Here is a 26,655-nt window from a genome sequence, read left to right on the forward strand (position 1 = left end):
GGAGGGGGCAGACATCCTGCGGAAATCGCTGATTTCGTGCGTCGCCTTATGTCACACCGGCGGCGCCTTGTCAGCCATTAAGGGCGCTATTGTCCACTCAGCCGGGCGGCGTAGCGCGCCATCAGATCGACCTCGATATTCAACGCATCGCCGGCCTTGCGCGCGCCGAACGTCGTCACGGCGAGCGTATGCGGAATGAGCAGAATCGAGAAGCGGTCGCCCTCGACCTCGTTAACCGTCAGCGATGCGCCGTCGAGCGCGACGGATCCTTTCTGCGCGACGAAGCGCGAAAGCTCATGCGGCGTCTCGATCCAGTAACGGGCCATGCCGTCGAAATCGTCGCGCGACATGATCCGCGCAATCCCGTCGATGTGGCCGGTGACGATATGGCCGCCGAGTTCGTCGCCGATCCTCAGCGCGCGCTCGAGATTGATGCGCGTTCCGACGGCCCATATCCCGACGGTCGTACGCGCCAGCGTTTCGGCGGCCGCATCGACATCGAAGACAGTGCGGGCGCCCTCGCGCGCAACCGCGACCACGGTGAGACAGGTTCCCGCGCAGGCGATGGAGGCGCCGAGCGCGATTCCATCGGCGTCATAATTGCAGGCGATGCGCAGGCGGCGCAGTTCGCCGCGCGGCTCGACCGCGACGATTTCGCCAATGTCGGTGACGATGCCCGTGAACATCAATCCGCCCTCGCGTAACGGGTCATCTGATCGGCGCCCAGCATCCGGCTTTCGATGAGGCGATAGCGCGACACATTCTCCAGCGCCGTGCGCGCTTTCGGCGTCAGCGCTGGCTGGCCGGGGCGGCCGAGCGGCTTGACGCCCATGTGCAGAATGACCTCGTCCGCGAGCCCCGCAGTGAGCAGGCTCTCCGCCACACGCGGGCCGCCCTCGCTAAACACGCGCGTGATTCCGCGCTCCGCAAGCAGGCGCAAGGCGGCGAGCAGATCGAGCTTTCCCTCATACATCGGGACTTTCACAACCTCGGCGCCCGTCGCATCCATAAACCTGTGGACGTCGGCGTCCGGAACATCCAGGGCGGTGATGACGAGCAGCGGAGTCTCGCGCGACGTAGAGGCGACGCGCGACCGCGGCGACAAGGCGAGTTTTTCGTCGAGAACGACGCGCAACGGCGTGACGCCTTCGAGCCCCGGCAGGCGGACGGTCATCAGCGGATCGTCCTCGCGCGCTGTTCCCGCGCCGACCATTATCGCGTCGTGAAGCGCGCGATGAACATGCGTGAAGGCGTCGGCGATCGGCCCCGTGATGCGCAGTCGCGGATCATGCGCGGCGCCGGCGGCGTAACCGTCCGGGGTCTGCGCGAGTTTGAGAGTCACCATCGGGCGATGTTTGGTGACGCGCAGGATATGGCCGAGATGGTCGGCGCGGGCCGCCGCAGCCTCTGGCCCGATGAAGACGTCGATCCCGGCGTCGCGAAGAATCTGATGCCCCCTGCCCGCGACGCGCGGATCGGGGTCTTCCATTGCAGTGACGACGCGCGCGATTCCCGACGCGATGATCGCGTCGACGCATGGCGGCGTCGAGCCGTGATGCGAACAGGGCTCGAGCGTCACGTAAAGCGTGGCGCCGCGCGCCGCCTCACCCGCCGCCGCCAGCGCGATTGCTTCGGCATGCGGGCGTCCGCCCTTCGCCGTCCAGCCGCGCGCGATGATTATCCCGTCGCGCACGACCAGCGCGCCGACCGCCGGATTGGGCGCGGTGCGGCCCATGTTCCGCCGCCCAAGCGCCAGCGCCGCGGCCATGAAGGCCTCGTCAGTCGCCACATAGGGAATCGGCTCGTGAATGGTCATGCGTTTTCCGGGTCGTCGGCGCTTTCCGGTAGCGCCTCGCTTTCGCCGCCGCTCTCCAGTTCGTCGATGATCGCGTTGAAGTCGCGCGCTTCACGGAAATCCCGATAAACGGAGGCGAAGCGCACATAGGCCACCGCATCCAGCGAACGCAAGCCTTCAATAATCAATTCGCCGATGCGCTGGCTCTCGACCTCCGCCTCGCCGAGGCTTTCCAATTGGCGCACGACGCCGGAGATCATCTGTTCGACGCGCTCGGGCTCCACCGGCCGTTTGCGCAGCGCGATCTCGACCGAGCGCGTGAGCTTGTCGCGGTCGAAAGGCGCGCGTCTTCCGGATTTCTTGACGACGATGATTTCGCGCAATTGCACGCGCTCGAAGGTCGTGAAGCGGCCGCCGCAGGTGGGGCAAACGCGTCGCCGGCGGATGCAGGAGGAATCCTCGGCCGGACGAGAGTCCTTCACTTGCGTGTCGAAGGAGCCGCAATAGGGACAGCGCATCAAAACCCTCGGCGCTCACTCACCCTCCACCGGAGGGAAAGGGTCGAACGGCCAGCCTATCGGGATCGGGTGACGGCCCGAACGCTTGCCGGATTTGCCTAAAGCAGAAGGCGCAGGGACCGGGGCGCGTCCCAACATTCTGGAAGCGCCCCACCCCGCGCCTTCGGCGCGACCCTCCCCATTGCGGGGAGGGCAGAAAATAGTCCCGACTTACGGATAGATCGGGAACTTCGCGGTCAGCGCGTGAACCTTGTCCTTCACCGCCGCTTCGGTCGCCGCATTGCCCTCTTCGCCCTTCGACGACAGGCCGTCCAGCACCTCGACGATCAGCTTGCCGACCTCGGTGAACTCCGACTGACCGAAGCCGCGCGAGGTCGCCGCCGGCGTGCCGAGACGGATGCCGGAGGTGACGAAGGGCTTCTCCGGATCAAAGGGGATGCCGTTCTTGTTGCAGGTGATGTGGGCGCGGCCGAGCGCGGCTTCCGCCGCCTTGCCGGTGATCTTCTTCGGGCGAAGATCCACGAGCATGAGGTGGTTCTCGGTGCCGCCGGAGACGATCGCGAGACCGGCGTCGACGAGCGTCTTCGCCAGCGTCTGGGCGTTGTCCTTGACGCGCTGCTGATAGGCCTTGAACTCGGGCGTCAGCGCCTCGCCGAAGGCGACAGCCTTCGCCGCGATGACATGCATGAGCGGACCACCCTGCAGGCCGGGGAAGATCGCCGAATTGATCTTCTTGGCGATGTCTTCGTCGTTGGTCAGCACCATGCCGCCGCGCGGGCCGCGCAGCGTCTTGTGCGTCGTCGTAGTGACGACATGCGCGTGCGGGAACGGCGACGGGTGCAGGCCCGCGGCGACGAGGCCGGCGAAGTGGGCCATGTCGACCATGAAATAAGCGCCGACTTCATCGGCGATCTTGCGGAACGCCTCGAAGTCCCAGATGCGGGAATAGCCCGAACCGCCGGCGATGATGAGCTTCGGCTTATGCTCACGGGCAAGCGCGGCGACCTGCTCCATGTCGATGCGCTGGTCGTCCTTGCGGACGGTGTAGCTGACGGGCTTGAACCAGCGGCCCGACAGGTTCACGGGCGAGCCGTGGGTGAGATGGCCGCCGGCGGCGAGGTCGAGGCCCATGAATGTGTCGCCCGGCTGCAGCAACGCGAGAAACACGCCCTGGTTGGCCTGCGAGCCCGAATTCGGCTGCACATTCGCGAAACCGCAGTTGAAGAGCTTCTTGGCGCGGTCGATCGCGAGATTCTCGGCGATGTCGACATACTGGCAGCCGCCGTAATAGCGCTTGCCGGGATAGCCCTCGGCGTATTTGTTGGTCAGGACCGAGCCCTGAGCTTCCATCACCGCCTTGGAGACGATGTTCTCCGACGCGATCAGTTCGATCTCATGGCGCTGACGGCCGAGTTCGAGGTCGATCGCCTTGGCGAGCTCCGGGTCGGACTGCGCAAGGGAGGTGGTGAAAAATCCGGACTGGCTCATGGGTTTCCTCTAGCCTAAGGGCGCGAAAAATAAGCGAAAAAGACGGCTCCCCCGGTCCCTGTCGGCGAATCCGGCCTTCCTGACGCGCGTAGTTGAGGCGTTCGCCTTATCACGGCGCGGGCGGGACGGGAAGAGTGGCGGATTGAAGCGGGCGATTACGATCTCAACGCCTGTTCTGGATTGAACAGAATTTTTGCAACGAAAGCTGATTGGAAGCGCCGTAATGGGCAGAGAGACAGCCTAAAGATAAGAACTTTTGAGATATCGGCTATATCGAGACGATGCACGATGGCGAAAAGAAAGCGATGGACGCCGACGATCGCGCTCTCGGGCTATTATGAAATGTTACGCAGGGTAGGAATTATGGGACATCGCCGAAGGGATGATTTGTCGGGGCTAGTATTCGGAAGTCGTTGAACCTCCCGGGGCTTGTGGCGCGTTGGACGCGGCTTCCATCACTGCCTCCAACTCCCCCGCCCGCATTTCCCTGATCCGCTCCGCCACTCCCGCCGGCGCCCGCTCCGGCGCGCCCGCGTCGAACGGCGGCTGCGGATCATATTCCACCGCAAGCTGCAACATCTTCGCATGGTCCTCGCCGCGCAGGGTCGCCACGAGCGTCAGGCCGAAATCCAGCCCCGCGGTCGCGCCGCCGCCCGTGATGCGATTGCGGTCGATGACGACGCGTTCCTTCACCAGTTCCGCGCCGAAAAGCGGCAGCAGGTCGCGCACCATCCAGTAGCTTGTCGCCTTGTAGCCTTTGAGTAGCCCGGCCGCGCCGAGCACCAGCGAGCCCGTGCAGACGCTCGTGACATATTTCGCCCGGGAACCGCGGTCGGCGAGAAAATCGAGCACGGCGCGGTCCTGCATCGCCGGGATCGTGCCCTTGAGGCCGCCGGGGACGAAGAGTATGTCGAGGTCTCTCGGGCAGCTCTCGAAATCGTGCCGCGCGAAATAGGAGACGCCAAGGTCGCTGACGACGGGCGCCCGGTCTTTCCAGACGAGAAAGACATTAGCGTCCCCGAGGCGTTGCATGAAGGTCAGAGGCCCGACGAGGTCGACGTCGAACATCATCGGATAGATGAGCATTCCGACCTGCAGCATGTCATCCTCCGCTCGAGGCCGCGACCGAGGCGCCGTTTTTCGCCATCGGCGGCGCGCTCGCCGCGTCCGCCTGCATGTGCCGCGCTCCGACGATCATGCCGCCTTCTTCTGATAGTCCTTTACATCCGAGAATTTTATCGCCGGATTGCGCTCGGCGTCATAGTTGAGCTGGAACGCCGACGAGCTCATGAACACCGGCGCGCCGTCGAGATCGTCGGCGATGCTGGAGCCGTTCGAGTCGACAAAGCTCTTCAGCTTCGCGGGGTCGTCCGAGGTGATCCAGCGGCAGATCGTGAAGCGGGACTGCTCGTAGCGCGTCTGCAGCCCATATTCGGCTTCGAGCCGCGTCGCCAAAACGTCGAGCTGCAGCGCGCCGACGACGCCGACGATGGAGCCCGAGCCGTCATGCGGGGTGAAGACCTGCACGACGCCCTCCTCCGCCAATTGCTGCAGGGCTTCGCGCAATTTCTTGGCCTTCATCGCGTCCGAAATGAGAATGCGGCGCAGGATTTCCGGCGCGAAGCTCGGCACGCCGCGGAAGACAATGTCCTCGCCCTCGGTGAGCGTGTCGCCGATGCGCAATTGGCCGTGGTTCGGCAGGCCGACGACGTCGCCAGCAAAGGCTTCGTCCGCGATGGAGCGGTCGCGCGCGAAGAAAAACTGCGGCGCGTTGATCGGGATGTTCTTGCCCGTGCGGATCAGCTTCGCCTTCATGCCGCGCGTGAGCCTGCCCGAGCACACGCGCATGAAGGCGATGCGGTCGCGGTGGTTGGGGTCCATGTTCGCCTGAATCTTGAAGACGAAGCCGGTCATCTTTGGCTCTTTCGCTTCCACCACGCGCTTATCCGCCTCCTGCGCGCGCGGGCTCGGCGCATATTCGGCCATGGCGTCGATGAGGTCGCGCACGCCGAAATTGCGCAGCGCGCTGCCGAAGAAGACGGGCGTGAGATGCCCCTCGCGGAAGGCGGCGAGATCGAAGGGCTTCGAGCCCTCCGCCGCCAGCATCGCCTCCTCGCGCCAGGCGTCGGCGGCGCCGGGGGGCAGCAGCGAGGCGAAGATCGGGTCGTCGAGGCCGCTCGTCTGCGTGAGTTCGTCGTCCTTGTCGATCTTCCGGATCGTCTTCGTCGCGAAGCGGTAGGTGCCTGCGAAACTCTTGCCGCCGCCGATGGGCCATGTGATCGGCGTCGCGTCGAGCGCCAGCGTCTTCTCGATTTCGTCGAGAAGCTCGAACGGATCGCGGCCTTCGCGATCGAGCTTGTTGATGAAGGTGACGATCGGGATGTCGCGCAGGCGGCAGACCTCGAAGAGCTTTCGCGTGCGCGCCTCGATGCCCTTCGCGGCGTCGATCACCATCACCGCCGCGTCGACGGCGGAGAGCGTGCGATAGGTGTCTTCCGAGAAGTCTTCGTGGCCCGGCGTGTCGAGCAGGTTGAAGACGCAGTCGGCGTATTCGAACGTCATCACCGAGGTGACGACCGAAATGCCGCGCTCGCGCTCGATGTTCATCCAGTCCGAGCGCGTCTGCTGGGCGTTGCGCTTCGCCTTCACCGCGCCGGCGAGCTGGATAGCGCCGCCGAAGAGCAGCAGCTTCTCGGTGAGCGTGGTCTTGCCGGCGTCGGGGTGCGAGATGATCGCAAAAGTGCGGCGCCGCGAAACGGGGTCGCGGGTGATGGGGTTGGTCATTGTGCTCGGTTCAGGCGAAATGGTCAGGCGCCCGGCTTAACGGCTAGCGCCCCCGCCTGCAACGATTTACGCAAAATCCTCCGCCAGCGCCGCCCGGGTCGCCTCGGACAGCACGGCCATATGGCTGTAATTCGGGTGCGTCAGGCCGAGGATCACCCTTGTATTTGGCTCGCGGAAGGCCGCGACCTGCGCGTCCGTGAAGGGGAAATGCACGAATTGCACGGAGCTGGCCTTGCCCTCGGCGGTGGTGCGGTCCTGATCTTCTTCAGCCCTCGCGGCGACGCGCTCGCCGCCGACCTCGATGAAGGCGGTTTCCTCGACGCCGCCGAGGCCGGAAAGCACGCGGGCGCGGCGCAGCGGGTCGTCGATCTCGATCATGAAGGTCGCCACGAGCTCGCGCCCCTTGGGGATGAGCGGATTATAGGCCGCGAGTTCGTCGGCGATCTGCGCGGGCCCGCCCTTCTCTATGTGCAGCATCTCCTGCACCTGCAGCCACATCGTGTCGAAACTCTCGAAATAGAAGGTCACGAAGGTCCCGACCTCGACGCGACGATTCCGCTTGATTGCGGTTATGCGGCGGCGATGCTCCGCGCGGTCTTTCGCGTATTCCGCCCAAGGCAGGATGTCGGATGGTGTGAGTTCGTGACGATTCGTCATCTTGTTGGTGCTCCTGAACCTGAGCCCTAATGCTGAGGCGTGGCGATCTATCGCCGCGTCTCGAAGCACGGGGGCGAGGCCACATCTGCGATCCGTTTTTCCTCGTCCTTCGAGACGGCCGCGCGGCCTACTCAGGACGAGGAAAGCCAATCCCGCCGGGTTACTCGCTCCCGACCCCATAGGCCCGCGCCATCAGCACGATCGGGTGCGAGATACGCTCCGGCTTCGGCGCGTCGCCGCCGAGCGCGCCGATCCCCTGCTCGATATGTATGCCGGCGAGCGGACATTCCGAGACGACATGTTTCTTTCCGGCGGTGTTCAGCTGGCGCGCGGCGGGCTTGCCGACTTTCATGGCGACTTCGAAATTGCCCTTCTTGTATCCCCAGGCGCCGCCGTGACCCGAGCAACGCTCGACCACCGCGACATCCGCCTGCGGAATGAGATTGAGCAGCTCCGCGCCTTTCTGGCCGATGTTCTGCGCGCGGGAATGGCAGGACACGTGGAAGGCGACGCCGCCCTCGACGGGAGTCATGCCTTCGGCAAGGCCCTCTTTCCTGGCGATGTCGACGATATATTCCGAAAGGTCGAAAGTCGCCTTGGAGAGCTTCTTCACGCTCTCGTCATTGGGCAGGATGAGCGGCCACTCGAATTTCAGCATCAGCGCGCAGGACGGCACCGGCGCGACAATGTCGTAACCCTCGTCGATGTAGGGCGCGAAAGCGGCGGCGACCTTGCGCGCGGCGTCGGCGACCTCGCCGATCAGACCCTGTTCGAGCTTCGGCATGCCGCAACAATGCGGGTGGACGACCTTGGTCTCGACGCCGTTCTTCGCGAGGACGTGCAACGCCGCCATGCCGATCGAGGTGTCGTTGTAGTCGCCGTAACAGGTGGCGTAGAGCACGACCTTGCGGGCCTTCGCCGGCCCGCTCTCGTTGCGCGCGGGCGGATTGGCGGCGGCTTTGGCCTCCAGCGTATGGCTGGCGTATTTCGGCAGTTCGGCGTTGCGGTCCAGGCCGGCGATTTTCTCCTCCAGCCCGCGCATGGTCGTGTTCTCACGACGCGTCGCCCAGTTGGCGGCGCCGGCGATCAGCGTCGCCCATTTGCCGTTACGGTCGGTCTCGGCCAGCGCGCGATCGGCGGCGCCGATCCCGTGCTTTTTCGCCTCGACGGCGCGATAGCGCAGCATCAGATGCGGGAAGTCGAGATTGAATTCATGCGGCGGGACGTAGGGGCACTTCGTCATGAAGCACATGTCGCACAGCGTGCAGGCGTCCACGACCTGTTTGAAGTCCGCGCTCGCCACCGTATCGAGTTCGCCGCTTTTTGACTCGTCGACGAGATCGAAAAGACGCGGAAACGAATCGCAGAGATTGAAGCAGCGGCGGCACCCGTGACAGATGTCGAGAACGCGCCGCATTTCGGCGTCGAGCTTCGCCTCGTCGTAAAAATCAGGGTTTTCCCAATCCAGCGGATGCCGGGTCGGGGCCTCGAGACTGCCTTCTCTCATGATGTTCCTGCCTGGCGGGCGTCAGCCGTCATTGCGAGGCGAAGCGGTGGCGGTCGAAGGGCTCCGTCATAAGTCCCGATCACCCCGCCTCCCTCGCAATGACGAAGGTCGGTTACTTCAGCTCGTCGAGCGCGCGCTGGAAGCGGCCGGCGTGCGAACGCTCGGCCTTGGCCAGCGTCTCGAACCAGTCGGCGATCTCGTCAAAGCCCTCTTCGCGGGCAGAACGCGCCATGCCGGGATACATGTCGGTGTATTCGTGGGTCTCACCGGCGACGGCGGCCTTGAGGTTGTCGGCGGTCTTGCCGATCGGCAGGCCCGTGGCGGGGTCGCCAACGCCCTCGAGGAACTCGAGATGGCCGTGGGCGTGGCCGGTCTCGCCTTCCGCGGTGGAGCGGAACACGGCGGCGACGTCGTTGTAGCCCTCAACGTCGGCCTTCTGAGCGAAATAAAGATAGCGGCGATTGGCCTGCGATTCGCCGGCGAAAGCCGCCTTGAGATTCGCTTCGGTCTTGCTGCCCTTGAGCGTAGCCATTGTTGCCTCCAGAAAAGTCACGTCGCCGGAATCGCTCTCTGCGCTTACCGGCGAGGCGAGAATTAGAATAATTCAAAACTAGGCGGCGTCCAACCAAAATCCGACAATCCGCCGGTAGATTTCGCCGCAGGGGACGCCGCACGCGGGACCGGCGGGTTTGACGCCCCCGGCGAGCAGGCTATGTCTTGGCAATTTCGGGGGAAGAGCATGTTCGACCGGCTTGTCCACAACTGGGTCTACGGCGGCTTTCTCGCCGGACTCGCGCTACTTGCGCTTTATCCGCTTCTCGCCGAGCACTGGTCGGAGCCGCTCCGGCTGACCTTTCTCTTCCTGCCGATCTATATTGTGCATCAGTATGAAGAACATGACGCGGACCGCTTCCGGCTGTTCTTCAACCGGACGATCGGCGGCGGCCGCGAGGTCCTTAAGCCTGCGGCCGTTTTCATCATCAATATTTTCGGCGTGTGGGGCGTGATCGTCGCGGCCTGCTATTTGTCGGCCAATGTCAATCCCGGCTTTGGGCTGATCGCGGTCTATCTGGCGGTGGTCAACGCCGTCGTGCACGCCGTCCACGCCATCGCCTTCCGCGGTTACAATCCCGGCCTCGCGACGGCGCTGGTCCTGTTTATTCCCCTCGGTGCCTACAGCATAATGCGATTCGACGCCCTCGGCGCCGGCGGCTTGGCGTGGCAGGCGACGGGCCTCGGCGTCGCCATCTCCATTCACGCCGCCATCATCGCCTATGCCCTGCGCCGCCGGGCGGCGCTCGCCGCTACTTGAAGCCGATGACCATCGAGTCGGGACCGACGAGATGCTCGACACGGGTTTTCGCGAAGCCCGCCTCCTTCATCCAGCTTTCGCAATCCGCTCCCGTGAAATCGAAGCCGCCGGCGGTTTCGATCAACATATTGAGGCTCATCAGAAGGCCGAAGGCGTTTTGGCGGCGGTCGTCGTCGATGATCGCTTCATAAACGATCAGCGCGCCGCCGTCGGGCAGCGCGTCATGGGCCTTTTTCAGCAGCATGCGCTTCTGCGCCAGATCCCAGTCGTGCAGGATGTGGCCCATGATGATGACATCGGCGGCGGGGAGCGCGTCGTTGAAGAAATCGCCCGGATGGAATCGCAGCCGGTCGGCAAGGCCATTCGCCGCGACGAAGTCATTGAAGATCGGACCGACCGCAGGCAGATCGAAACCGCCGCCCGAGAGATGCGCATGGGCGCGCGCGACGGTGACGGGAACCATGCCCTGCGCGGCGCCGACGTCGATGAAAGTCTTGTAGTCCGACCACGGGAATTTCTCGGCAATCGCGCGGGCCGCCCCGGCGCTGACGCCGCTCATCGCCGCAAGGAAGCCGCGCAGACGGTCGGGGTCCGCGTAAAGCGCCCCGAAGAGATCGCCCTCCTCCTTGTTCTCGCTCTGTCGCTGGCCGGTTTTCAACGCCTCCGTCAGATTGCCCCAGCTTGAATAAAGGCGCGCATTGGCCATCTCGAGCAGGCCGCCGACATAGCTCGGCCTCCCGCGCACGAGGAAGAAATCCGTTTCCGGCGTGTTGCGATATTGCCCGCTCTCTCGGTCCAGCATCTTCATCGCCACGAGCGCGTCGAGGAAATCGCGCGCCGAACGCTCGTGGAGGCCGAGCTTTTTTGTCAGCGTCGAGAGATCGGCGGGGCCGTCGGCAAGCGCGTCGAAGACGCCGAGCTCCACCGCCGAGAGCAGCGTCTTGGCGTTCCAGAAGGACATGCCGAGAGCGAGCAGCTTCTCGGGAGAGGGCTTCAACGTCATGGGGATACTCCTGCTGAAAACGTCGTCACTGCGCTTGACGGGGAATATTGAACGCCGCCTGTTACGGGATTGGCTGTTCGCCGTTTACCTTTGAAGATGCAAGCGTCGCCGCTTAATTTGTCAATGAGCGAACGACCGGGAGACAGTGCGCTTGGCTGACCGCTACGAGAGTTTTCAGTCGCTTGCGGCGCGCGAAATAGAGGGCGTGCATTACCGCATCCATGTCGCCGCGCGATCGTCGCCGGTCGTGGTCGTCGCGCCGCATGGCGGATTGATCGAGCCGGGAACGTCGGAAGTAGCGGCGGCGATCGCCGCGGATCGTTTCTCGCTCTATTGCTTCGAAAGCCTGACGATGCGGGCCAGGGGCGACGGCCTCCATATTACGTCCACGCGTTTCGACGAGCCGCGAGCCTTGAGACTGATCGAGGCGTCAGACGTCGCCATCGGCGTGCATGGCCGCAAGAATGGTGAGGACGAGGCGTCGGTCTGGGTTGGCGGACTGCATGAAACATTGCGGGACGCGATCTGCGATGCGCTGCTGCAAAGCGGCTTCCGCGCCAAGACGGTCGGCGAGGGCCACCGCCTCGCGGGCCGCGACCCGGCCAACATCTGCAACCGGGGCCGTCGCCGCGAAGGCGTGCAAATCGAAATGCCGAAGGCCCTTCGGATCAAATTCGCGGCCGACGCAGCGCATCGTCACGCCTTCGCCGACGCCGTGCGCGCTGCGTTGAGCGACGAACTGGCAGGCGTCCGTTGATAGTAGCCGGCGCGGCGCAACGCGCGCCGCGCCCGCCACAACTATCTGCGCTCGATTTTCTGTGAGAGAATTTGCCCGGTGCGGGCGTCGATCAGCAGCTCGGTCTTCCGTCCATTCGGGGACAGAACCTCGACCTCATAGACCCAGCGGCCCCGCTTCCGCTCCAGTTCGATCTCGGTCACAGTTCCCGGCGCCGCTTCATGCGCCCGGGCGAGAATCGTCTCCATCGGCAGGATCGCGCTGTCATTCGTCGACGGCAGAATGTCGAAGAGGTCGTCGGCGGATGCGGCGCCGGCCGTGAGGCCGATGCAAAGAGCGAGCGCTTTAAGACTATGCGAAAATGAGCGATTGATCATGACTCTTCTTTCCTCGACCGATTATTGGCGCCCGACGATGCGGCGTCGACGCAAAATCCCTAACTCTTTTTCTTTCCCGCATATGGGTTGTCGCCCGCCTTTCTCGAAATGCGGATTGGCACGCCCGGCAAGTCAAAGGTCTTGCGCAGGCCGTTGATGAGGAACCGCTCGTAACTCGTGGGCAGTTCCTCCAGTTGATTGCCGAAGATCACGAAATGAGGCGGACGCGACTTAGCTTGAGTCATGTAGCGTATCTTGATGCGGCGTCCAGAGACCGCCGGCGGAGGAGATTCCTCCACCGCGGAGAGGAGCCATCGGTTCAGTTTCGCCGTGGCGATGCGCCTGTTCCACACGGCATGCGTCGCGACGATCGCCTCCATGAGTCTGTCGAGCCCCTGCCCCGTGGCGCCCGACACGGGCACGACCGGACAGCCGCGAACCTGCGGCAACAGGCGCTCGGCCTCCTCTCGCAGCAGGGAAAGCTTCGCCCCCCGATCCTCGATCAGGTCCCATTTGCCAAGGGCGATGACGAAGGCGCGGCCCTCGCGCGCGGCGAGATCGGCGATGGTGAGATCCTGCTTCTCGAACGGGATCGTGGAATCGATCAGCAGGACCACGACTTCCGAGAAACGCACGGCGCGTAGCGCGTCGGCTGCGGACAGCTTCTCCAGCTTGTCGACGACCTTGGCGCGCTTGCGCAGGCCGGCCGTGTCGAAGAGCTTCATCTTGCGGTCGCGCCAGACGAAATCAACGCCAATGGAATCGCGCGTGATGCCGGCCTCGGGGCCGGTGAGAAGCCGATCCTCTCCGAGAATTCGATTGATCAGCGTGGATTTGCCCGCGTTCGGCCGTCCGACCACCGCGATGCGCAGCGGCTTGGTGACGTCGAGGTCGCTGCCGTCCTCCTCGTCGTCGTAGAGGTTTTCTTCTTTGTCGGCTTCTTCTTCCTCTGGCTCGGCGGTCTCTTCGGGCAGAGCCTCGCGCAGCGCGTCGTAGAGATTGCTCATGCCCTCGCCGTGCTCGGCGGAAAGCGGGACCGGATCGCCGAGGCCGAGCGCGAAGCCTTCGAGCGCGCCAGCCTCGCCCGCCTTCCCTTCCGCCTTGTTGGCGATGAGGATCACCGGCTTGCCGGCGCGGCGCACGAGATCGGCGAAATATTTGTCCTCCGGCGTCACGCCGACGCGCGCGTCGATGACGAAGAGGATCGCGTCGGCGGAGAGGATCGCGTTCTCGGTCTGGGCGCGCATGCGGCCTTCGAGCGTAGCGCTCGCGCCCTCCTCCAGCCCGGCCGTGTCGATGATGGTGAAACGCAGATCGGCAAGCCGCGCCTCGCCCTCGCGGCGGTCGCGCGTTACGCCCGGCCGGTCGTCGACCAGCGCCAGTTTCTTTCCGGTCAGCCGGTTGAACAGCGTCGATTTGCCGACGTTCGGCCGGCCGATGATGGCGAGCGAGAAGGACATTTGCGTTTTCTTCGTTTCAAAATATGCGAGCCTGAAGGCCTGTGGTCCAGAGGCGTCTTGGACCGCAGGCCTTCAGGCTCGCAAGAAATGAATGAGGCGTGGCCTGTTACTTGGCCTCGATTGGCGCCGAGCCGGCGGGGGCGTCGCCCTTTTCCGACTCGATTACCGGCGTCACGGGGATGACTCCACCATCGGCCCCGCCGGCGCCGGAGGCGGCCGCCTTCTTGGGGCCGCGCTTGGCGTGCAGCAGGCCCTTGTAAGCGGAGGCGCGCTGACGCATGGATTGAGGCGCGTCACGGTCAGCGAGCACCTGCTCGAACACGCGCTCCGCCTCGTCGAAATCGTCGTTGGCAAGGGCGTCGAGCCCGTTCCATTCCTGAGCGGAGAAGCGGAAAGCCCCGTTCGACGTCATCAGCGGACCCAGCGCGCGCTCCAGCTTCTCGCGGTCGCCGCCTTCCATAACCAGCAGCGCGGCGCGCAGCAGCGCGACTTCCTGCATGAGCTTGTCGACCGTGGGATCCTCGCCGATGGCGTTGAGCTCGGCCAGCGCCTGCGTCTTGTCCGGGCGAGCCTCGGCGGCGCGGATGCGGGCGAGCGCGGCGTAGCCTTTCGGGCCGTCCTTGGCGATCGCGTCGAAGGCGGCGGCGGCCTCGGCGTTCTTGCCCTCATTGGCCAAAGCCACGGCGGCCTCGAAGCGGGCGTTGGCGGCCTCGGCGGTCTTCTGGCGCTTGTCCTGGTAGTAACTCCATGCGCCGGTCGCGGCCACAATCAGGAAAGCGACAACGAAAATCGGCGTCTGATAACGCCGCCAGAAATCGGCGGCCTTGTCCCGACGGACGTCCTCGTCGACCTCGTGGAAAATATCCGACATCTGCTCGCGACCCTTTTGTAACGGCTATTGGAGCTTGGCGCCCGGGCAAGGCGTTAGCACAGGGCGGCGGGAAAGGCGAGTAGCACGCGCCGGGCGGCGGGAGCGCTCCTGTTCCGCCGCGCAGGAGCGGCCGAGGCTGGAGCGGACGCGCGCCTCCTGCCTCGCGAATGCCCGACCTTCTGTCGCTTCCGTCATATTATACAGTAATTTCAGTAGCTTGTCCGGACAAGGCTATTTTTGACCAAGGCGCCATGAGCCATCCCAGTCAGCGGCGGGAGGCGCCGTCGCCAAATCTTCGACGCGCCGCATCAGCGTCATCGACGGCCCGTCGCCGGGCGCCGCCTCCAGCGCCCGGGCGAGCGCCCGGCGGCCCTCGTCCCAACGCTGCGCACGATAGGCGGCGAGGCCCTCGGCGTATCGCAGCCGAAGCTCCATCAGGCGGGGACCTAGCCCGCCTTTCGGCCCCATGGCCTCGAACACCGTTTCCGGCTGCGTTTGACCCAGCATCGCCACGCGATCGATTTCGCGGATCTCGATAACGTCTTTGGCCCCGGCTGCGGCGCGTTCGGACAGAAGGATGCGGGAGCCATACATCTTGTTGGCGCTCTCGAGCCGCGACGCCAGATTCACCGCGTCGCCGAGCACGGTGTAGCTCATCATGTGATCCGACCCGACGCTGCCGACAACCACTTCGCCGGTCGCGACGCCAATGCGTATGTCGAAGGCGATCGGTACATTGCGCACGCCCAACAGCTCGGGAAACTCGGCGCGCAATTGCCCGACGCATTCCAGCATGTCGATGGCGGCGAGGCTCGCGAGCCGCGCATGATCTTCCGCGTCGTTGAAGGGCGGCCCCCAATAGGCCATGATGGCGTCGCCGATATATTTGTCGATAACGCCGCCATGGCGCCGGACCGGCTCCGACATCACGGAAAAATACCGGTTCATGATTTTCACCAGGCCCTGCGGCGTCATCCTCTCGCTGGCGCTGGTGAAGCCGGTGACGTCGCAGAACAAGACCGTCATGACGCGGCGCTGTCCGTCGGAGGCCAGCGCCCGCTGGTCGATCAGACCTTCGACGATGCGCGGATCGACATATTTTCCGAAAGTCGCGCGAATGTGCTCCTTCAGACGCAACTGCTCGACCATACGATTGAAGGCTGCGGTCAGATGACCGATCTCGTCGCGCGTCGTTATATGGATTACCCTGTCGAGATCGCCCATCTCGACGGCGCGCGTCCCCTCGAGCAACTGGCGGACCGGACGCGTCAGACCGTCACTGACCAGCACGGAGAACAATACGCCGAGCAAGGCGGCAAAGAAGGTGAGAGCCGCGGCGACGATCATGGCCTCATGCTGGGTCTGAACCGTGATTTCCGCGTCGGCGGTTAGTGTCCGTCCTGAAAGATGTTGAATCGAATGAATCTGTTGTGATGGATGGGAGGCGGTCTGATTCGTAGGAGGCCGTCGATGTGGACGAAGGCAAACCGGGCGAAATACAATCGCGACAGGTTACGTTATCCGAGTGATGTGACGGACGAGGAGTGGGGGCATGTGGCGCCGCTTATTCCTCCGGCCAAGCGTGGCGGGCGCAAGCGTGAAGTGGACATGCGGGCGGTGTTCAACGCCATCATGTATGTGCTGAGCACGGGATGCCAATGGCGGTACATTCCCAAGGATTTTCCCCCGAAGAGCACAGTGTATCGTTATTTTTGCGATTGGGCCTGGTGCGGCGTTCTGGATCGCATGCACGACGCGCTCTACGTCATGTGTCGCGAACGAGCGGAACGAGAGGCGACGCCCCACCGCGGCGATCATCGATAGTCAGAGCGTGAAGAGCGACGGAAAAAGGGGGGCGCGCATTGATCCGCATGGCTATGACGCCGGCAAAAAGATCAAAGGCAAGAAACGCCACGTACTCGTCGATACGCAAGGTTTGTTGATGGGCGCCGTCGTTCACGGCGCCGACATTCAGGACCGAGACGGCGGCGTCTTGCTGCTTTCGACGTTGCATGGGCGGTTTCCCTTTCTTGAAAAGCTGTTGGCTGACAGCGCCTATCAGGGACCGATCTTCGCCGACGCAACGGGCAAAATCCTACCGTGTCTCAAAATCGAGATTATAAAACGATCCGATCAGGCGAAGGGCTTCGTGAAATTGCCCATGCGCTGGATCGTCGAAAGATCAATCGCCTGGCTAAACCGCTGTAGAAGACTGGCCAAGGATTGGGAAAACCTCAATATCACAGCGCTCGTGTTCCTGCGTTTCGCGTCGATTCGGCTCATGCTACGAAAGCTCTGCAATTGTTGACTAACTTCTGGGACGGACTCTTAGGTTACTACGGGCTATGAAAATTGTGAAAGAGGACGCTGATGTTTCATTGACGGTTGTTGGAGTGCATCAAGATGAAATTGAACCAGCGTTGTGGACTGGTCTGAATGTCGATTGGCTTGGATTCGTGGATAAATCAGGCGATAGTTTCATACGCATCGTTTGCGCTCACGATGTGGGCTGTCTTCTCTCAAATGCAGAAGCAGGAGGAATCGTCCTTAGGGAATACAATAGACTGGGATTGGCGACGCTGGCTCCAGACGTTGGGGGCGCGCCCGAACATGCGCCTCAGGGGGGCGCTATTCTGATAAAGCCGCAGGCCTCAGATGAGGAAATTGCAACTTGGATCCGGACCCTCGCGAACGACCGTGAATTACTCGTGTCCTTAAGGCTGGCGTCGTGGCAAACGAGCCATATGGCATCTTGGGAGCGGGTGGCGGAAAAGCTGAGAGAAGTAATAATTAACTGATGATCGAGTCAATAATATTTTTCGGATTCGTGTGCTTCATAACTGCGTCAATCGCCTTTAGATACAGTTATGACACTTTACATCCCGCGATTATTTTTTCCGCTTTATTCTCATTTGTTTATGTTCTCCAACCACTTGTTTTGATAGCTAATGATAGCGATAAATTTGTTTTATTCAACGGCTCAGAAGATAACGTAATAACATATGAGTTCATTGTATTATTGATATTTGTGAGCTTAATTTCTGGTATCTATGTGGGCTCCCGACGGCGGGAGATGTCATCTTCGCTAGGTTATAATGCTTCGCATCTTACAGTGTTGGCCGGTTTAGTTGGCCTTACGGGTGCTGGTCTTTCATTTTTCTATTTATTTTCGTTTGGCGGCATATCTGAGGTTTACGGGCGTGCTTAGAGTCCGTCCCAGAAGTTAGTCAACAATTGCAGAGCTTTCGTAGCATGAGCCGAATCGACGCGAAACGCAGGAACACGAGCGCTGTGATATTGAGGTTTTCCCAATCCTTGGCCAGTCTTCTACAGCGGTTTAGCCAGGCGATTGATCTTTCGACGATCCAGCGCATGGGCAATTTCACGAAGCCCTTCGCCTGATCGGATCGTTTTATAATCTCGATTTTGAGACACGGTAGGATTTTGCCCGTTGCGTCGGCGAAGATCGGTCCCTGATAGGCGCTGTCAGCCAACAGCTTTTCAAGAAAGGGAAACCGCCCATGCAACGTCGAAAGCAGCAAGACGCCGCCGTCTCGGTCCTGAATGTCGGCGCCGTGAACGACGGCGCCCATCAACAAACCTTGCGTATCGACGAGTACGTGGCGTTTCTTGCCTTTGATCTTTTTGCCGGCGTCATAGCCATGCGGATCAATGCGCGCCCCCTTTTTCCGCGCTCTTCACGCTCTGACTATCGATGATCGCCGCGGTGGGGCTCGCCTCTCGTTCCGCTCGTTCGCGACACATGACGTAGAGCGCGTCGTGCATGCGATCCAGAACGCCGCACCAGGCCCAATCGCAAAAATAACGATACACTGTGCTCTTCGGGGGAAAATCCTTGGGAATGTACCGCCATTGGCATCCCGTGCTCAGCACATACATGATGGCGTTGAACACCGCCCGCATGTCCACTTCACGCTTGCGCCCGCCACGCTTGGCCGGAGGAATAAGCGGCGCCACATGCCCCCACTCCTCGTCCGTCACATCACTCGGATAACGTAACCTGTCGCGATTGTATTTCGCCCGGTTTGCCTTCGTCCACATCGACGGCCTCCTACGAATCAGACCGCCTCCCATCCATCACAACAGATTCATTCGATTCAACATCTTTCAGGACGGACACTTACGGAGCTGTGTATATTGCTGATGGATACATCAGTGAAGCGCGTAACATGTCAGTTGTTGCTGTACCGCTTTTGTTTATTGCGAGAAAAAAGGAGGGTATGTTCTGGCGGCATTGGGCCCTGCTCGGTGTCATTATCTCACCAATGTTGCTCCAAGCGATCCTTGGTGCTAGGCGGGGCCCTTTAATTTTAGTTTTCATGTTGCTCATCGGCGGATATGTCGGAATTCTGAGGAAGAAAATCCCGATTGTATTGGCTGCCGTTTCCGTAATATTGGTTGGATATGTCGCATTGTTTCTCGTGTCCAATCGTGATGCAATTTACGTTGGATCAAAGGCAGAGTTTTCGAGGGGTGCATTTGAAGCAATCAAGGACCTTTATGGTTCTGAATACGTTTATGGAAATAGTATAATGAGGTACTTACTCGGTGGAGGCGATCCTTTCATGGGCCGAAGATTGTTTGGGCATATTTTGGCTCGTGTGATCCCTTCGGCATGGTGGCCAACCAAGTATGAGGAAGTTGCGTCGTACCTAAACCTGATAGGTGTTGATTTTCACGTGAATAATGGGGTGCCGATCGGGTTGGTTGGTAGGATGACCGGGTGGATGCCTGCAGTGGGCGCAGCTCCCGGCTTTGTAGCTGAGGTTTGCTTGGAGTTTGGCCTTGCTGCGCCAGTTTTTGCATTCTCTATTGGTTACTTCTTTGCGAGCGCCTGGATAGCTGCTCGGCGGGAGTCGATGTTCTCAAACGCTGTTTACCTATTAATGGCCTCGATGTCGGTATATCTCGTGCTCCAGTCCTTGGAGGCATTTACCTACCGAATAATTCTTTTTGGGATACCTACGTTGCTGATTTCACGTATGGTATCCTCATGACCTGCCCCTGAACTTTCATCCAGCGGCGGGTTGAGTCCTTCCGGTTGATACGCCCGAGGGCGCGAATGGAGCAACAGGCGATCGGCGGAGTTGGTCCGGGTTGCGCAGCCGATCGCCTGTTGCGGTGAGATTGGCCGCGAAGGCGGCGGGCGTCGCATAGCCGAGGGCCGAATGCGGGCGGCGGTGATTGTAGTCCTGGGCCCAGGCGCTGATCTTCTCCCGGGCATGGTCGAGCCCGAAGAACAGCGCCTCGTTCAGCAGTTCGTCGCGCATGCGCCCGTTGAAGCTCTCGCAGAAGCCGTTCTGCATCGGCTTGCCCGGCGCGATATAGCGCCACTCGATCCTGTTCTCGCTCGACCACGACAGCACGGCGTTCGAGGTGAACTCCGTGCCGTTGTCCGAAACGATCATGCCGGGCCTGCCGCGCCATGCGATCAGCGCCGACAGTTCCCGCGCCACGCGTTGGCCCGAGATGGATGTGTCGGGGATCGCCGCGAGGCATTCACGCGTCACGTCGTCGACGATGTTCAGGATGCGGAACCGGCGTCCGCAGGCGAACTGGTCATGCACGAAGTCCAAAGACCAACGCGCATTCGGCCGCGCCTCGACAGGAATGGGCGCCCGCGCGCCGACAGCCCTTCGGCGGGCGCGCCGCTTTCTCACCGTCAGCCCTTCCTCGCGATAGAGCCGGTAGATGCGGTTCTTGCCCGACGTCTCGCCCTCCTGCCGCAGCAGCACGAACAGCCGCCGATAGCCGAAGCGCCGGCGCTCGTTGGCGAGTTCCCGCAGCCGCTCCCGTAACGGCTTGTCGGTCGGCCGCTTCGAGATGTAGCGGACGGTCGCGCGATCGACGGCGACAATCTGGCAGGCCCGACGCTCCGACAGAGCCATGGCGGCTCGCAGATGCACAACGGCTGCGCGCTTGGCGGCGGGCCCTACCATTTTTTTGACAAAAGCTCCTTCAGCGCCGCGGCTTCCAGCATCTGATCGGCCAGAAGCTTCTTCAGCCGCGCATTCTCTTCTTCGAGCGCTTTCAACCGCTTGGCCTCGGAGACGTCCATGCCGCCATATTTGGCCTTCCAGTTGTAAAGCGTCGTCTCCGACACAGCATATTTGCGAGCCAGATCCGCCGCCTTCGCGCCCGCCTCGTGCTCCCGCAAAATCCCGATGATCTGCTCTTCCGTGAACCGCTTCTTCTTCATCTCGTCCGTCCCGATATGGCCGGACTCTAATCGCATCTGGTCGAGTTTCTCAGGGGCAGGTCACTCACGGCGAAATCAGATAGCATGAGAACAGTCGTTATTTTCAAGAATTTTGGTCCGTATCACTTGGCCCGGTTGGCGGCACTTTCCGGAGAGATGGATTTATTCGCAATACAATTGGAAGCGTCTACAAGCGAGTATCCATGGGATCCAACAGTAGCTACGTCATTCAGATCCTTTACACTGTTACGAAGTGCGTTAGGCTCAAGAGCGCGAGAAGCAGAGTGGGAGCTTCGTCAGATCTTGGACCACATTTCCCCGCAAGTAGTGGCTATTCCGGGGTGGTATGAACCTTTGGCTCTTTGTGCTCTCGTGTGGTGTATAGAAAATAGTCGACAGACCGTGCTGATGAGCGATTCTCGAATGGAAGATGAGCGCAGGAGCATTCTGAAAGAGTTCGTTAAATCGCGTCTTGTCAAATATTTTAATTCAGCATTGGTAGCGGGTACTCAGCATTCAAGCTATCTTGTGGCGTTAGGTTTTTGCGAGAAGGCAATTTTCAAAGGATACGATGTTGTCGATAATGAACATTTTAGCAAGAAAAGTAACGATTTGTCCTGCAACATAGACGTTGTCGATAAATATTTTCTTGTGTGCAGTAGACTTATCCAACGAAAGCGTGTTGATCTCGTCATTGAGGCCTATTCATGTTTTAAGAATTCAAATCTTGGCCAAGAAATCAAGCTGGTCATTGTTGGCAATGGTCCTGAAAGATGTAAATTGGAGCGATTGGCTTCTGAGAGCGCTTGGGGGTCTGATATTATATTTCTCGGGAATAGGGATTATAATTCGCTATCGCACATCTATCAGAATGCCGAGGCATTCATTCTCGCCAGTGATAGTGATCAGTGGGGTTTAGTTGTAAACGAAGCGATGGCAGCGAGTTTGCCAGTCGTTGTTTCGACAGGGGCGGGATGTGCCTTGGATTTAGTTCGTGAGGGCTTTAACGGTTACACCTTTCAGCGTGGTTGTGTTTCTTCATTATGTGAAGGAATGAAGAAAGTTACTGAACGAGGGGAGCGTGTGAGGCTAGGAGAAGGCTCTAGAGGGTGTTATGCACCTTGGATCATGAAATCTGCTGCGCGCTTGAGCATGAGACATGCGAAGGCGACGACGTGGAGTCCTGCGAGGGTCTGAGCATAGCGCTCGTAGTCTTTGACGAGCCGCCTGCATCGCGTCGCCCAGGCGAATGAACGCTCGACCACCCAGCGCTTGGGCAGCAACACGAAGCCTTTTTTGGCCTCGGCGAGTTTGACGACGCAAAGCTCGGCGCCCTGCGCCTTTGCGGCCTCGGACGCCTTTTCGCCGGTGTAGCCCTGATCGACATAAACGAGTTCGACGCTTTCGCCTGTCACATCCTGCACGGCTGCGATGAGCTTGCCGACCTCGGCGCGGTCATCGACATTCGCCGGCGTGACATGCAACGCCAGCAAATGGCCCAATGTGTCGACTGCCATGTGCAGCTTCGAGCCGCGCTTTCGCTTCGCGCCGTCATAGCCCGCTCGTGGGCCGCTCTCAGGGGTCGAGCGCAAGGTGCGGCTGTCGATGATCGCCGCCGTCGGCTCCGCCGCCCGCCCGGAAGCGACGCGCAACTGGGCGCGCAGATCCTGCGCAAGCGCCTCGAACACGCCCGCCGACAGCCAGCGCTGCGATTGCTGATACACGGCGAACCATGGCGGCAGATCGTTGGGCATGGCGCGCCAGGCGATGCCGTAGCGCAGCACGTAACGCAGGCCGTTGAACAGCTCGCGCAGCGAATGTTGACGCTGCGGCGCGCCTTCGTCCATGAGCGTCAGATAAGGCGCAACCAGCGACCATTCTTCGTCGCTGACGTCAGACGGATAAGGTTTGCGAATCGGAGACATCCGATTCTACTAAGACAATCAATCACCAAAGTACATAACACCCTCTAGGACGATAATATCTACTTGGGGGCTCGATGCTTTCGTGAAGGGGATGATAGATGCTGCCGAGTACGCAGCCGGGCAAAGCGTTTTGAAACCGAATCTAATCGAGGGCTTCATTCTGCGAAAAATAGCGCGCCGCAAAGTGCCTTAGTGTCCGTCCTGAAAGATGTTGAATCGAATGAATCTGTTGTGATGGATGGGAGGCGGTCTGATTCGTAGGAGGCCGTCGATGTGGACGAAGGCAAACCGGGCGAAATACAATCGCGACAGGTTACGTTATCCGAGTGATGTGACGGACGAGGAGTGGGGGCATGTGGCGCCGCTTATTCCTCCGGCCAAGCGTGGCGGGCGCAAGCGTGAAGTGGACATGCGGGCGGTGTTCAACGCCATCATGTATGTGCTGAGCACGGGATGCCAATGGCGGTACATTCCCAAGGATTTTCCCCCGAAGAGCACAGTGTATCGTTATTTTTGCGATTGGGCCTGGTGCGGCGTTCTGGATCGCATGCACGACGCGCTCTACGTCATGTGTCGCGAACGAGCGGAACGAGAGGCGAGCCCCACCGCGGCGATCATCGATAGTCAGAGCGTGAAGAGCGCGGAAAAAGGGGGGCGCGCATTGATCCGCATGGCTATGACGCCGGCAAAAAGATCAAAGGCAAGAAACGCCACGTACTCGTCGATACGCAAGGTTTGTTGATGGGCGCCGTCGTTCACGGCGCCGACATTCAGGACCGAGACGGCGGCGTCTTGCTGCTTTCGACGTTGCATGGGCGGTTTCCCTTTCTTGAAAAGCTGTTGGCTGACAGCGCCTATCAGGGACCGATCTTCGCCGACGCAACGGGCAAAATCCTACCGTGTCTCAAAATCGAGATTATAAAACGATCCGATCAGGCGAAGGGCTTCGTGAAATTGCCCATGCGCTGGATCGTCGAAAGATCAATCGCCTGGCTAAACCGCTGTAGAAGACTGGCCAAGGATTGGGAAAACCTCAATATCACAGCGCTCGTGTTCCTGCGTTTCGCGTCGATTCGGCTCATGCTACGAAAGCTCTGCAATTGTTGACTAACTTCTGGGACGGACTCTCAGGAGCGCGAGCATATCCGACCGAACCGAGTCGAGCTTCCCGTTCAATTCGTCCCGCAGCGCGTCGACGCGCTCGAGATTGTCTGAAAGAGTTGCAGAGTCTTTTGCGTCGAGCTGCTTCAGAAACCGCTGGATTTCGTCATTGAGGTGGCGACGCGCATCCACGGCATGTTCTATGCGGTCATCGATCCGGGTGAGCCTCGTCGCGTCGCCAAAAGTGCTTCCCTTCTCGATAAGCGCTCCAATCAGGGCGTGTGCGCTCGCGATATTCTGTTCGACGGCGGCGCCCTTCGCTTCGAATTTTTCGAGGTTCGCGGCGGTTCGGTCATCGCCCGGGCCCAGCTGGATCTTGCCGATGATCATCCGTCGAAGCGCGAGGGCGCGTTCGAGCGATGAAATGTTGGCGCGCGCGAGGCTGCCATAGGCCGGAATGTAGCTGCGCGTCAGCTCTTCGAAATGGGCGCCGACGCGCATGATGTAAATCATCGACAAGAAAGACGTTAGCGCCATCAGCACGATAAGCGCCAAAGCAACGCCCATGATCTTTCGCCTGATGGATAACTGAATCATTACGAGATTTCCTTGAATCGTCATGCGCCGGAAAAGAGCCCGGCATTCGACGCCCCGGCGCCTCACGTCGTCTGACGCCGATCAAAAAAGCCGATCGCTGCAAAACGCGTCAAAACCGAAGACCGTTCGATTACTTTCCCATTTTTTCGTATGCGTCGTTGATCGCCTTGTGCAATTCCTTCCACACGGAGTTGATCCGCACGTCCGGCCCCCAGTTATACAACCCTTTGGCGACCTCGGCGATTGTCTCGTTGATCGGCTCGCTGCCGCCTTCCTCCAGCTCCATGGAGAAAAGCGCCGGCAGGGCGTCGCCTTTCCACGCGTCCCAATGTTCGTTCGAGTAATTGGACACGCCTCGCTGAGCCGCCAGCAATTCCGGCGTAAACCGCGCAAAGATCTGGTGTAGCGGGCCATCCGCCGCCTCGGCGCGATAGGCGTCGCGCACGGCGAAATAACGCACATGCTGAAGCTCATGAGCGAGGCAGCACCCCATGCGGGCGTCGCTCATCGCGGGATCATAATAGATCTTTATGGAGCCGTCGGGCAGCGCCTCGCCTTCCGAGGTGAAACTCTGACCGAGATAATCGAAGGTCTTTTTCTCCGGACTCAGCGTCACCTTGCTCGGGTCGCAGCCGAATTCCCGGACGAGCCCTTCGAGAATCTCGCGCTTTCGGATGAAATCCGGCGATGACGCAACTTCCTCGCCTGTCGCCGCCGGTGGCGACTGTCGGTGCGCCGGCCTATGGGTCGTATCCTCGTCATGGGTGATGCGCCAGTCGAACCCGGAATGAGATGCGGCGACATGCTCCCACCATCTCCGGCCGTCCTTTTGTCGCGGCGAGAGATCATTGACTCTTATCTGTCGAAAAACGCCGGGGTTCTCCTCCAGGGCGGCAATCGCCGCGCCGACCATCTGACGCCCCAGCCCGGGCCTCAGCGAATTTATCTGTTCAAACACCAGCGAGGGGGGATCGAATTTACCCGCGAGGAGCAAGGCGACGCCGGACGCCTCCTTGCCGTCGGGGACGGTGATCATCTTCGCGGACGACGACGCCCTGATCTCCCAGAAGCTGCGCCCGTATTTTTTTGCTTCCGTATACAGCCCGAGCGCCCGCAGATTAGCGCATATGGCGTCGGCGATCGCCTCGATCGCGGGATCGCATTCGTCAATGGCGTCGTTTCCGCGTCCAAACCGGAAAATGTCCCAAAGGCGCACGCGGCAAGCTCCCGGTGAAAGGAAATTTCGGGGCGGCGACGAAATCCATTAACCCATGAGGCGCGCATCGTTAAGGGGGCGAGATTGCGACGCTCGCCCGAAATGGGCGCGCGCTCACATTGATTCAGGCGATGGAGGCAAGCTACATTCCTTCCACCATGCTCTATTACGCCACCAAGGCCATCGTCTCGGCGCTCGTCATCGTCGCCATTTCGGAGATCGCCAAGAGATCGACGGGCTTTGCCGCTCTCGTCGCGTCTCTACCGCTCACCTCGCTGTTGGCCTTTGTCTGGCTTCGTATCGAAGGCGCGCCGCCCGAGAAGATCGCGGAGCTGTCCGGCCAGATCTTCTGGCTCATCATCCCGTCGCTGATCCTGTTTCCGCTGTTGCCCTTTCTGCTCAGGAACGGGGTCGGCTTCTGGCTCAGCCTCGGCGCGTCGATCGCCGCGACCGCGGGCGCCTATGTCCTGATGCTGCCGCTGCTGCGCAGGATGGGCGTCGGACTTTAGCTTCGGCCCGGCCGCTGAATATTCACGAACGTTTGTAGCCCGCAGGCATCCGACGCCGTCACCGGTGAAAGATCCCCACAAGCTCCGTTTCCGCCAACAGATGCTTGCGCGCTTCGACCTCGACCTCCTTGCAGGTCGGGTGCGTGCGAATGGGCAGTTCGGCGCAATCGAGCGCAAGCAGTCGAAAGTGATAATGGTGGACCCCATGGCCGTGCGGCGGGCACGGGCCGTTGTAGCCTAGCTCATCGAAGTCGTTGATCCCGTGCCGGAAATCCTCGAATCCCTCTGGGCGTCCGGCGCCTTCCACCAGCTCCGTGTGGTAGGCGGGGATGTCGTAACAGGCCCAGTGGCGGAAGACGCCGCGCGGCGCGTCCGGGTCTTCACAGAGCAGGACGAAGCTTTTCGTCTCCTTCGGCGCGCCGGACCATTTCAGCGGCGGCGAGCGATCGTCGCCCTCGCAGGTGAATTCCTGGGGGATTTTGTCGCCCCCAGGGAATGCGTCGGAAGTCAATCGCATCGATCCATCGCCCCATAGCAAAGGCCAGGCTATTTCAGCCGCCAGCCGTGTAATCCTACATC

28 protein-coding genes are annotated in these 26,655 nt (G+C 61.1%); 8 read left to right on the forward strand and 20 right to left on the reverse strand.

Annotated features, from left to right (window positions below; all coding sequences use genetic code 11):
- Positions 1-86 precede the first annotated feature (86 nt).
- The 9 genes from MET49242_RS08000 to MET49242_RS08040 form a co-directional block, all read right to left on the reverse strand.
- Entirely contained in the window at positions 87-686 is a 600-nt protein-coding gene (locus MET49242_RS08000; protein WP_036282130.1) for a riboflavin synthase, read from the reverse strand.
- Positions 686-1,816: a bifunctional diaminohydroxyphosphoribosylaminopyrimidine deaminase/5-amino-6-(5-phosphoribosylamino)uracil reductase RibD gene (ribD, locus tag MET49242_RS08005; protein ID WP_036282133.1), complete on the reverse strand. Its 1,131-nt coding sequence runs from the start codon at positions 1,814-1,816 to the stop codon at positions 686-688. The genes MET49242_RS08000 and ribD overlap by 1 nt, the downstream gene beginning before the upstream one ends.
- The gene (gene nrdR / locus MET49242_RS08010) at positions 1,813-2,313 is read right to left on the reverse strand and encodes a transcriptional regulator NrdR (protein WP_036282136.1); all 501 of its coding nucleotides are present in this window, start codon (positions 2,311-2,313) and stop codon (positions 1,813-1,815) included. The genes ribD and nrdR overlap by 4 nt, the downstream gene beginning before the upstream one ends.
- A gap of 210 nt (positions 2,314-2,523) precedes the next feature.
- Entirely contained in the window at positions 2,524-3,801 is a 1,278-nt protein-coding gene (gene glyA, locus MET49242_RS08015) for a serine hydroxymethyltransferase (protein ID WP_036282139.1), read from the reverse strand.
- A 396-nt stretch (positions 3,802-4,197) separates the two neighbouring features.
- Positions 4,198-4,902 (reverse strand): DJ-1/PfpI family protein, encoded by a 705-nt coding sequence (locus MET49242_RS08020; RefSeq protein ID WP_036282142.1) that lies wholly within the window; start codon positions 4,900-4,902, stop codon positions 4,198-4,200.
- A gap of 93 nt (positions 4,903-4,995) precedes the next feature.
- On the reverse strand, positions 4,996-6,585 hold the full coding sequence (locus MET49242_RS08025; RefSeq protein WP_036282145.1) for a peptide chain release factor 3: 1,590 nt from the start codon (positions 6,583-6,585) through the stop codon (positions 4,996-4,998).
- A 66-nt stretch (positions 6,586-6,651) separates the two neighbouring features.
- On the reverse strand, positions 6,652-7,242 hold the full coding sequence (locus MET49242_RS08030) for a DUF3501 family protein (RefSeq protein ID WP_036282147.1): 591 nt from the start codon (positions 7,240-7,242) through the stop codon (positions 6,652-6,654).
- Positions 7,243-7,402: 160 nt separating this feature from the next.
- Positions 7,403-8,749 (reverse strand): heterodisulfide reductase-related iron-sulfur binding cluster, encoded by a 1,347-nt coding sequence (locus tag MET49242_RS08035; protein WP_036282150.1) that lies wholly within the window; start codon positions 8,747-8,749, stop codon positions 7,403-7,405.
- A gap of 112 nt (positions 8,750-8,861) precedes the next feature.
- Positions 8,862-9,281: a rubrerythrin family protein gene (locus MET49242_RS08040; RefSeq protein WP_036282154.1), complete on the reverse strand. Its 420-nt coding sequence runs from the start codon at positions 9,279-9,281 to the stop codon at positions 8,862-8,864.
- Positions 9,282-9,488: 207 nt separating this feature from the next.
- Here MET49242_RS08040 and MET49242_RS08045 point away from each other — a divergent pair, with 207 nt between their 5' ends.
- On the forward strand, positions 9,489-10,061 hold the full coding sequence (locus MET49242_RS08045) for an HXXEE domain-containing protein (RefSeq protein ID WP_036282157.1): 573 nt from the start codon (positions 9,489-9,491) through the stop codon (positions 10,059-10,061).
- Here the strand turns inward: MET49242_RS08045 and MET49242_RS08050 are convergent.
- Positions 10,054-11,064, reverse strand: coding sequence for a methyltransferase (locus tag MET49242_RS08050; protein ID WP_036282160.1), 1,011 nt, complete (start codon positions 11,062-11,064; stop codon positions 10,054-10,056). The genes MET49242_RS08045 and MET49242_RS08050 overlap by 8 nt on opposite strands.
- 145 nt (positions 11,065-11,209) lie before the next feature.
- Between MET49242_RS08050 and MET49242_RS08055 the strand changes: the two genes are divergently transcribed.
- Positions 11,210-11,821 (forward strand): poly-gamma-glutamate hydrolase family protein, encoded by a 612-nt coding sequence (locus MET49242_RS08055; RefSeq protein ID WP_036282163.1) that lies wholly within the window; start codon positions 11,210-11,212, stop codon positions 11,819-11,821.
- 41 nt (positions 11,822-11,862) lie between these two features.
- Here MET49242_RS08055 and MET49242_RS23265 read toward each other — a convergent pair whose 3' ends face one another.
- The 4 genes from MET49242_RS23265 to MET49242_RS08075 all read right to left on the reverse strand — a co-directional run bounded on the left by MET49242_RS23265 (position 11,863) and on the right by MET49242_RS08075 (position 15,855).
- On the reverse strand, positions 11,863-12,177 hold the full coding sequence (locus MET49242_RS23265) for a PepSY domain-containing protein (RefSeq protein ID WP_051134075.1): 315 nt from the start codon (positions 12,175-12,177) through the stop codon (positions 11,863-11,865).
- Between the two features lie 59 nt (positions 12,178-12,236).
- Entirely contained in the window at positions 12,237-13,637 is a 1,401-nt protein-coding gene (gene der, locus MET49242_RS08065) for a ribosome biogenesis GTPase Der (RefSeq protein ID WP_036282166.1), read from the reverse strand.
- Between the two features lie 106 nt (positions 13,638-13,743).
- Positions 13,744-14,508 carry a tetratricopeptide repeat protein gene (locus tag MET49242_RS08070; RefSeq protein WP_036282169.1) on the reverse strand — a complete coding sequence of 255 codons (765 nt, stop codon included), beginning with the start codon at positions 14,506-14,508 and terminating at the stop codon, positions 13,744-13,746.
- Positions 14,509-14,739: 231 nt separating this feature from the next.
- Complete coding sequence (locus MET49242_RS08075) at positions 14,740-15,855, reverse strand: adenylate/guanylate cyclase domain-containing protein (protein ID WP_051134076.1); 1,116 nt, start codon at positions 15,853-15,855, stop codon at positions 14,740-14,742.
- Positions 15,856-15,978: 123 nt separating this feature from the next.
- Between MET49242_RS08075 and MET49242_RS24005 the strand changes: the two genes are divergently transcribed.
- Both MET49242_RS24005 and MET49242_RS24010 read left to right on the forward strand, forming a co-directional pair.
- A protein-coding gene (locus MET49242_RS24005; protein ID WP_144259517.1) for an IS5 family transposase occupies positions 15,979-16,816 on the forward strand; the annotation gives its coding sequence in 2 pieces (ribosomal slippage) (positions 15,979-16,308 and positions 16,310-16,816; 837 coding nt in all).
- 7 nt (positions 16,817-16,823) lie between these two features.
- Complete coding sequence (locus MET49242_RS24010) at positions 16,824-17,306, forward strand: glycosyltransferase (RefSeq protein ID WP_256378613.1); 483 nt, start codon at positions 16,824-16,826, stop codon at positions 17,304-17,306.
- A gap of 429 nt (positions 17,307-17,735) precedes the next feature.
- Here the strand turns inward: MET49242_RS24010 and MET49242_RS24015 are convergent.
- Positions 17,736-18,570, reverse strand: a protein-coding gene (locus MET49242_RS24015) for an IS5 family transposase (protein ID WP_144259518.1) whose coding sequence is annotated in 2 segments (ribosomal slippage) — positions 17,736-18,183 and positions 18,182-18,570 — 837 coding nt in all. Because the reading frame shifts where the segments join, the coding sequence is not laid out codon by codon here.
- Positions 18,571-18,698: 128 nt separating this feature from the next.
- Between MET49242_RS24015 and MET49242_RS08100 the strand changes: the two genes are divergently transcribed.
- Positions 18,699-19,526: a hypothetical protein gene (locus tag MET49242_RS08100; RefSeq protein ID WP_036282420.1), complete on the forward strand. Its 828-nt coding sequence runs from the start codon at positions 18,699-18,701 to the stop codon at positions 19,524-19,526.
- Between the two features lie 15 nt (positions 19,527-19,541).
- Here the strand turns inward: MET49242_RS08100 and MET49242_RS08105 are convergent.
- Positions 19,542-20,728 (reverse strand): IS3 family transposase gene (locus MET49242_RS08105; protein ID WP_371212543.1). Its coding sequence is split into 2 segments (ribosomal slippage): positions 19,542-20,476 and positions 20,476-20,728, totalling 1,188 coding nucleotides; the frame shifts between segments, so codons are not numbered across the junction.
- A 303-nt stretch (positions 20,729-21,031) separates the two neighbouring features.
- Between MET49242_RS08105 and MET49242_RS24020 the strand changes: the two genes are divergently transcribed.
- Positions 21,032-21,925 carry a glycosyltransferase gene (locus tag MET49242_RS24020; RefSeq protein ID WP_158497271.1) on the forward strand — a complete coding sequence of 298 codons (894 nt, stop codon included), beginning with the start codon at positions 21,032-21,034 and terminating at the stop codon, positions 21,923-21,925.
- Here MET49242_RS24020 and MET49242_RS08115 read toward each other — a convergent pair.
- Positions 21,841-22,653 (reverse strand): IS5 family transposase, encoded by an 813-nt coding sequence (locus MET49242_RS08115; RefSeq protein WP_036279258.1) that lies wholly within the window; start codon positions 22,651-22,653, stop codon positions 21,841-21,843. The two genes, MET49242_RS24020 and MET49242_RS08115, sit on opposite strands and share 85 nt — an antisense overlap.
- Positions 22,654-22,924: 271 nt before the next feature.
- Between MET49242_RS08115 and MET49242_RS24025 the strand changes: the two genes are divergently transcribed.
- A protein-coding gene (locus MET49242_RS24025; RefSeq protein ID WP_144259444.1) for an IS5 family transposase occupies positions 22,925-23,760 on the forward strand; the annotation gives its coding sequence in 2 pieces (ribosomal slippage) (positions 22,925-23,309 and positions 23,309-23,760; 837 coding nt in all).
- Here the strand turns inward: MET49242_RS24025 and MET49242_RS08130 are convergent.
- Complete coding sequence (locus MET49242_RS08130) at positions 23,761-24,351, reverse strand: hypothetical protein (protein ID WP_144259519.1); 591 nt, start codon at positions 24,349-24,351, stop codon at positions 23,761-23,763. It lies immediately after the preceding gene.
- 130 nt (positions 24,352-24,481) lie between these two features.
- Positions 24,482-25,567, reverse strand: coding sequence for a hypothetical protein (locus MET49242_RS26100; RefSeq protein ID WP_244430759.1), 1,086 nt, complete (start codon positions 25,565-25,567; stop codon positions 24,482-24,484).
- A gap of 119 nt (positions 25,568-25,686) precedes the next feature.
- Here MET49242_RS26100 and MET49242_RS08145 point away from each other — a divergent pair, with 119 nt between their 5' ends.
- The gene (locus tag MET49242_RS08145) at positions 25,687-26,076 is read left to right on the forward strand and encodes a DUF3147 family protein (RefSeq protein WP_244430761.1); all 390 of its coding nucleotides are present in this window, start codon (positions 25,687-25,689) and stop codon (positions 26,074-26,076) included.
- A 58-nt stretch (positions 26,077-26,134) separates the two neighbouring features.
- Here MET49242_RS08145 and MET49242_RS08150 read toward each other — a convergent pair whose 3' ends face one another.
- Positions 26,135-26,593, reverse strand: a complete 459-nt coding sequence (locus tag MET49242_RS08150) for a YbhB/YbcL family Raf kinase inhibitor-like protein (protein WP_036282180.1) — start codon at positions 26,591-26,593, stop codon at positions 26,135-26,137.
- Positions 26,594-26,655: the final 62 nt, after the last annotated feature.

The sequence above is a fragment of the Methylocystis sp. ATCC 49242 genome (assembly GCF_000188155.2).
GTDB lineage: Bacteria > Pseudomonadota > Alphaproteobacteria > Rhizobiales > Beijerinckiaceae > Methylocystis.

What these genes read in the sequence shown, in the direction of transcription:
- MET49242_RS08000 (WP_036282130.1), bottom strand. Translation starts at nt 686, where the DNA reads ATGTTCACGGGCATCGTCACCGACATTGGCGAAATCGTCGCGGTCGAG.
- ribD (WP_036282133.1), bottom strand. Translation starts at nt 1,816, where the DNA reads ATGACCATTCACGAGCCGATTCCCTATGTGGCGACTGACGAGGCCTTC.
- nrdR (WP_036282136.1), bottom strand. Translation starts at nt 2,313, where the DNA reads ATGCGCTGTCCCTATTGCGGCTCCTTCGACACGCAAGTGAAGGACTCT.
- glyA (WP_036282139.1), bottom strand. Translation starts at nt 3,801, where the DNA reads ATGAGCCAGTCCGGATTTTTCACCACCTCCCTTGCGCAGTCCGACCCG.
- MET49242_RS08020 (WP_036282142.1), bottom strand. Translation starts at nt 4,902, where the DNA reads ATGCTGCAGGTCGGAATGCTCATCTATCCGATGATGTTCGACGTCGAC.
- MET49242_RS08025 (WP_036282145.1), bottom strand. Translation starts at nt 6,585, where the DNA reads ATGACCAACCCCATCACCCGCGACCCCGTTTCGCGGCGCCGCACTTTT.
- MET49242_RS08030 (WP_036282147.1), bottom strand. Translation starts at nt 7,242, where the DNA reads ATGACGAATCGTCACGAACTCACACCATCCGACATCCTGCCTTGGGCG.
- MET49242_RS08035 (WP_036282150.1), bottom strand. Translation starts at nt 8,749, where the DNA reads ATGAGAGAAGGCAGTCTCGAGGCCCCGACCCGGCATCCGCTGGATTGG.
- MET49242_RS08040 (WP_036282154.1), bottom strand. Translation starts at nt 9,281, where the DNA reads ATGGCTACGCTCAAGGGCAGCAAGACCGAAGCGAATCTCAAGGCGGCT.
- MET49242_RS08045 (WP_036282157.1), top strand. Translation starts at nt 9,489, where the DNA reads ATGTTCGACCGGCTTGTCCACAACTGGGTCTACGGCGGCTTTCTCGCC.
- MET49242_RS08050 (WP_036282160.1), bottom strand. Translation starts at nt 11,064, where the DNA reads ATGACGTTGAAGCCCTCTCCCGAGAAGCTGCTCGCTCTCGGCATGTCC.
- MET49242_RS23265 (WP_051134075.1), bottom strand. Translation starts at nt 12,177, where the DNA reads ATGATCAATCGCTCATTTTCGCATAGTCTTAAAGCGCTCGCTCTTTGC.
- der (WP_036282166.1), bottom strand. Translation starts at nt 13,637, where the DNA reads ATGTCCTTCTCGCTCGCCATCATCGGCCGGCCGAACGTCGGCAAATCG.
- MET49242_RS08070 (WP_036282169.1), bottom strand. Translation starts at nt 14,508, where the DNA reads ATGTCGGATATTTTCCACGAGGTCGACGAGGACGTCCGTCGGGACAAG.
- MET49242_RS08075 (WP_051134076.1), bottom strand. Translation starts at nt 15,855, where the DNA reads ATGATCGTCGCCGCGGCTCTCACCTTCTTTGCCGCCTTGCTCGGCGTA.
- MET49242_RS08100 (WP_036282420.1), top strand. Translation starts at nt 18,699, where the DNA reads ATGTCAGTTGTTGCTGTACCGCTTTTGTTTATTGCGAGAAAAAAGGAG.
- MET49242_RS08115 (WP_036279258.1), bottom strand. Translation starts at nt 22,653, where the DNA reads ATGTCTCCGATTCGCAAACCTTATCCGTCTGACGTCAGCGACGAAGAA.
- MET49242_RS08130 (WP_144259519.1), bottom strand. Translation starts at nt 24,351, where the DNA reads ATGATTCAGTTATCCATCAGGCGAAAGATCATGGGCGTTGCTTTGGCG.
- MET49242_RS08150 (WP_036282180.1), bottom strand. Translation starts at nt 26,593, where the DNA reads ATGCGATTGACTTCCGACGCATTCCCTGGGGGCGACAAAATCCCCCAG.